The sequence below is a fragment of the Xenorhabdus innexi genome, assembly GCF_002632485.1.
Classification (GTDB): Bacteria; Pseudomonadota; Gammaproteobacteria; order Enterobacterales; family Enterobacteriaceae; genus Xenorhabdus; species Xenorhabdus innexi.
Genome location: NZ_NIBU01000167.1, coordinates 1 through 1,439, shown reverse-complemented (window position 1 = coordinate 1,439; position 1,439 = coordinate 1). Strand labels below are relative to the sequence as shown.

1 pseudogene is annotated in these 1,439 nt (G+C 48.4%); it reads right to left on the bottom strand.

Going from position 1 to position 1,439, the window contains the following annotated elements:
• A pseudogene (locus Xinn_RS20760) lies at window positions 1-1,439 on the bottom strand (hypothetical protein); the annotation flags it as partial.

The following is a 1,439-nucleotide window of genomic DNA, read 5'->3' as shown; positions in this document are numbered from 1 at the left end:
TTAGTGAGTTTTTGTCCTTTCGTATCCACTGTCAGATCGGCGGCAGACAGTAATTTCCCTTCCGTGGTATTCAGTGCCTGACTGCTAATTTCCAACCCTTTATCACCGGTAATTTGACCTTTTGTGTTATCGATATCACCGGTTGTCAGGGTAATTTTAGCGTTGGACGTGATGGTACCTTGTTGGTTGGTCAGCGCTGCTCCCTGCGTATTCACCGTCAGGTCGGCAGCAGACTGTAATTTCCCCTTGGTGTTATCCAGCATCTGGCTGGTAATGACCAACCCCTCATTGCCAGCGATTTGACCCTCAGCATTGTTGATAACACCGGTTATCAGAGTGGCTTTGGCATCAGCCGCAATTACGCCTTTTTGCGTATTAGTCAGCTGGTGCCCCTGCGTATCGATACTCACATCTGTGGCAGACAGCACTTTCCCAGCGGTACTATCCAGTGCCTGACTGGTAATGTCTACGCCTTCAGCCCCGGAAATATGACCGCTGATATTGTTGATATCCCCGGTTTTCAGGATGGTTTTACTATTGGCCGCAATCACCCCGTGTTTGTTGGTGAGGGTTTGTTGATGTGTATCTATGCTCAAGTCAGCCGCAGACAGTAATTTCCCTTCGCGGGTATTCAGTACCTGGCTGCTAATCGCCAGCCCGGTATCACCGGTAATTTCCCCTTTCGTATTATTGAGATCACCGGTTGTCAGGGTGATTTTAGCGTTGGACGTGATGGTACCTTGTTGGTTGGTCAGCGTTGCTCCCTGCGTATTCACCGTCAAGTCGGCGGCAGACAGTAATTTCCCCTTGGTGTTATCCAACATTTGGCTGGTAATAATCAGCCCCTCATTGCCGGCGATTTGCCCTTCGGTATTGTTGAGATCACCGGTTGCCAATATGGTCTTGGTATTAGATGCGATGACACCTTGCTGATTAGTGAGTTTTTGTCCTTTCGTATCCACTGTCAGATCGGCGGCAGACAGTAATTTCCCTTCCGTGGTATTCAGTGCCTGACTGCTAATTTCCAACCCTTTATCACCGGTAATTTGACCTTTTGTGTTATCGATATCACCGGTTGTCAGGGTAATTTTAGCGTTGGACGTGATGGTACCTTGTTGGTTGGTCAGCGCTGCTCCCTGCGTATTCACCGTCAGGTCGGCAGCAGACTGTAATTTCCCCTTGGTGTTATCCAACATTTGGCTGGTAATAATCAGCCCCTCATTGCCGGCGATTTGCCCTTCGGTATTGTTGATATCACCGGTTGCCAATGTGGTCTTGGTATTGGATGCGATGACACCTTGCTGGTTAGTGAGTTTTTGTCCTTTCGTATCCACTGTCAGATCGGCGGCAGACAGTAATTTCCCTTCCGTGGTATTCAGTGCCTGACTGCTAATTTCCAACCCTTTATCACCGGTAATTTGACCTTTTGTGTTATCGAT